The following is a 3,349-nucleotide window of genomic DNA, read 5'->3' as shown; positions in this document are numbered from 1 at the left end:
CGCCCGCGACCATCGCCGCGAGGTCGAGGCTGACGAGCCGCTTGCCGCGCAGGGACTCGGGCACGTCACCGGCGACGATGCGCTGCGCGAGCCCCTCGAGCGACGACACCTGCCGGTCCGGCGCCGTGCCCGCGAGCTCGGCCTCCGTCCGGACGACCGCCTCGGGGTCCAGGAGGTCCGCGAGCTGCGACTCGCCGCCCTGGCCCAGCAGCTCGGCGAGCAGCGTCGGGTCGAGCGTGAGCGCGGCCGCGCGCCGCTCGGCGAGGGGCGCGTCGCCCTCGTACAGGAACTGCGCCGTGTACCCGAACAGGAGCGCCTGCGCGAAGGGCGACGGCTGCGGCGTCGTCACCTCCACGACGCGGACGCGCCCGTTCGCGACGTCGCGCATGAGCGACTGGAGCGCCTCGGTGTCGAAGTCGTCCTGCAGGCACTCGCGGACGGCCTCGAGCAGGATCGGGAAGTCGGGGTACTGCGCGGCGACGGACAGCAGCTGCGCGGACCGCTGACGCTGCTGCCACAGCGGCTGGCGCCGGTCGGGTCGGCGGCGGGGGAGCAGCAGCGCGCGGCTCGCGGCCTCGCGGAACCGGGCGCCGAACATCGCCGACGAGCCGAGCTCCGAGCGCACGGTGTCGAGCACCTCGTCGGCGTCGACCAGCAGGTCGTCGAGCCCGATCGCCGGGCCCGCGTCGGCGTCGCTCCCGTCGGCCCACGCGTCCTCGCCGAGCACGTCGGGCAACCGCAGGACGATCCCGTCGTCGGCGTGCATCGCGGCGGCGTCGACCCCGTACCGTTCGCGCAGGCGCGCCCCCACGACGATCGCCCAGGGCGCGTGGACGCGTGCGCCGTAGGGGGAGTGCAGCACGACGCGCCAGTCGCCGATCTCGTCGCGGAACCGCTCGACGACGAGCACGGTGTCGGTCGGCAGGTCGCCCGTGGCGGCGCGCTGCTCGGCCAGGTACGTGAGCAGGTTGTCGGCCGCCCAGGGGTCGAGCCCGGCCGCCTCGACGCGCGCCCGCGCGGCCGGCTCGGGCAGCGTGCCGAGCTCGCGCACCCACGCGCCCATCGCGCGGCCGAGCTCGGCGGGGCGTCCCTGCGAGTCGCCCTTCCAGAACGGCAGCCGCCCGGGGACGCCCGGCGCCGGGGTGACGAGCACGCGGTCGGGGGTGATGTCGTCGATGCGCCACGTGCTCGACCCGAGCGTGAACGTGTCGCCCACGCGGGACTCGTAGACCATCTCCTCGTCGAGCTCGCCGACGCGCCGCCCACCGCGCACGCGGCCGCCGGTGCGTTCGGCGTCGACGGGCACGTCGCTCGTCGTCGCGCCGCTCGCGAGGAACACGCCGAACAGGCCGCGGTCGGGGATCGTCCCGCCGCTCGTGACCGCGAGCCGCAGCGCGCCCGGCCGCGCGGACAGCGTGTCGGTCACGCGGTCCCACACGATCCGCGGGCGCAGCTCGGCGAACTCCTCGCTCGGGTAGCGGCCCGCGAGCATGTCGAGCACCGCGCGCAGCGTCGCGTCGCCGAGCGTCGAGAACGGTCCGGCGCGGCGGACCACGGCCGCGAGGTCGTCGACCGACCAGTCGTCGGTCGCGACCATGGCCACGACCTGCTGCGCGAGCACGTCGAGCGCGTTGCGCGGCACCGACAGCGGCTCGAGGGTGCCGGCCCGCATCCGCTCGGCCGTGACCGCGGCCGGCACGAGCTCGCCGCGGAACGTCGGGAACACGACGCCGCGCGAGACCGCGCCGACCTGGTGGCCCGCACGTCCGACGCGCTGCAGCCCGCTCGCGACCGACGGCGGGGAGCCGACCTGCACGACGAGGTCGACCGCACCCATGTCGATGCCGAGCTCGAGCGAGCTCGTCGCGACCACGGCGGGCAGCCGGCCCGCCTTGAGCTCGGACTCGGTGCGCGTGCGTTCCGCGCGGCTCATCGACCCGTGGTGCGCGCGCGCGAGGATCGTCTCCGCGGTACGGGTGTCGATCCCGACGGCCGTCCCCGACTGCGCCGGTGCCGCCGCAGGCCGCAGCGTGCCGGGGTCGGGCACGTCCTCGCCCTGGCGGCCGGCCCACACCTCGTTGATGCGCGCGGTCAGGCGCTCGGCGCCGCGGCGCGAGTTGGTGAAGACGAGCGTCGAGCGGTGGTCCGCGACGAGGTCGACGACGCGCTCCTCGACGTGCGGCCAGATCGACGGGCGGGTCAGCGGGCGGTCCGCGGTGCCGCTCAGGTCGAGGTCGGGCAGCGGGGTGTCCGACCCGGCGGCGGTCCCGAGCTCCGTCAGGTCCGGGACGGGCACGACGACGTCGACCTCGATGCGCTTGGTCGACGGCGGCTGCACGACGGTCACCGTCCGCCCGCCCTGCGCCGCCGGACGCGCACCCCCGAGGAACTCGGCCACCGTCTCGACGGGTCGGACGGTCGCCGACAGCCCGATCCGCTGCACCGGCCCGGGCCCGTCCGGGCGGTCCAGCAGCGCGTCGAGCCGCTCGAGCGACAGCGCGAGGTGCGCGCCGCGCTTGGTCCCGGCGACGGCGTGGATCTCGTCGACGATGACCGTCCGGACGCCCGACAGGCCCGACCGCGCCGCCGACGTCAGCACGAGGTACAGCGACTCGGGCGTCGTGATGAGGATGTCCGGCGGCTTCGTCGCGAACGCGCGCCGCTCGGCCGGCGGGGTGTCGCCCGTGCGGATCCCGACCGACACGTCGGGCAGCGTGCGCCCGAGCCGCGCCGCGGCCTGCCGGATGCCGACCAGCGGGGACTGCAGGTTGCGCTCGACGTCGGTCGCGAGCGCCTTGAGCGGCGAGACGTACACGACGCGGCAGCGCGCGGCCGGGTCCTCCGGCTGGTCCTGCGTGAGCAGGCCGTCGAGCGCCCACAGGAAGGCCGCGAGCGTCTTGCCGGACCCGGTCGGCGCGACGACGAGCGCGTGCTCCCCGCCCGACACCGCGGTCCACGCGCCCGTCTGCGCGGCCGTGGGCTGCTCGAACGCGCCGGAGAACCACGCCTGCGTCGCGTCGGAGAACCGGTTGAGCACCACCGCGTCATCGTGCCAGGCACCGCCCACACCCGCCCTTCGCAGATCCGCACGTCGGTGTGGGCGCAGCGCGCGCGGGGTGGCAGGCTGTGGGCCGTGAGGTACCGGGAGTTCTGGGATCTGGTCGACGACGTCCTGGGCAGCGCCCAGGGCCGCGGGCTCGTGCGCGAGCTCGTCATCGGGGAGCTCGGCAACCGGACCGCGCAGCAGGCGCTCGACGACGGCGACGAGCCGCGGACCGTCTGGCACGCCCTGTGCGACGCGCTCGGCGTCCCGGACGCCGCCCGCTGGGGCACCGACCCGCACCGCGCG

The 3,349-nt window shown here is 76.3% G+C and carries 2 protein-coding genes; one reads left to right on the top strand and one right to left on the bottom strand.

All coding sequences use genetic code 11. The features are described from left to right. A partial coding sequence (locus HGA02_RS13615; protein WP_343035477.1) for a DEAD/DEAH box helicase occupies positions 1-3,040 on the bottom strand: 3,040 nt, incomplete at its 3' end. 93 nt (positions 3,041-3,133) lie between these two features. Here HGA02_RS13615 and HGA02_RS13610 point away from each other — a divergent pair. Beyond that, a partial coding sequence (locus tag HGA02_RS13610) for a DUF3046 domain-containing protein (RefSeq protein WP_168679455.1) occupies positions 3,134-3,349 on the top strand: 216 nt, incomplete at its 3' end.

Origin of the sequence: Cellulomonas septica (genome assembly GCF_012396155.1) — a bacterium.
Taxonomy (GTDB): domain Bacteria; phylum Actinomycetota; class Actinomycetes; order Actinomycetales; family Cellulomonadaceae; genus Cellulomonas; species Cellulomonas septica.
Note: the sequence above shows the minus strand (reverse complement) of the source record. Positions and strands in the feature narration are given on the sequence as shown.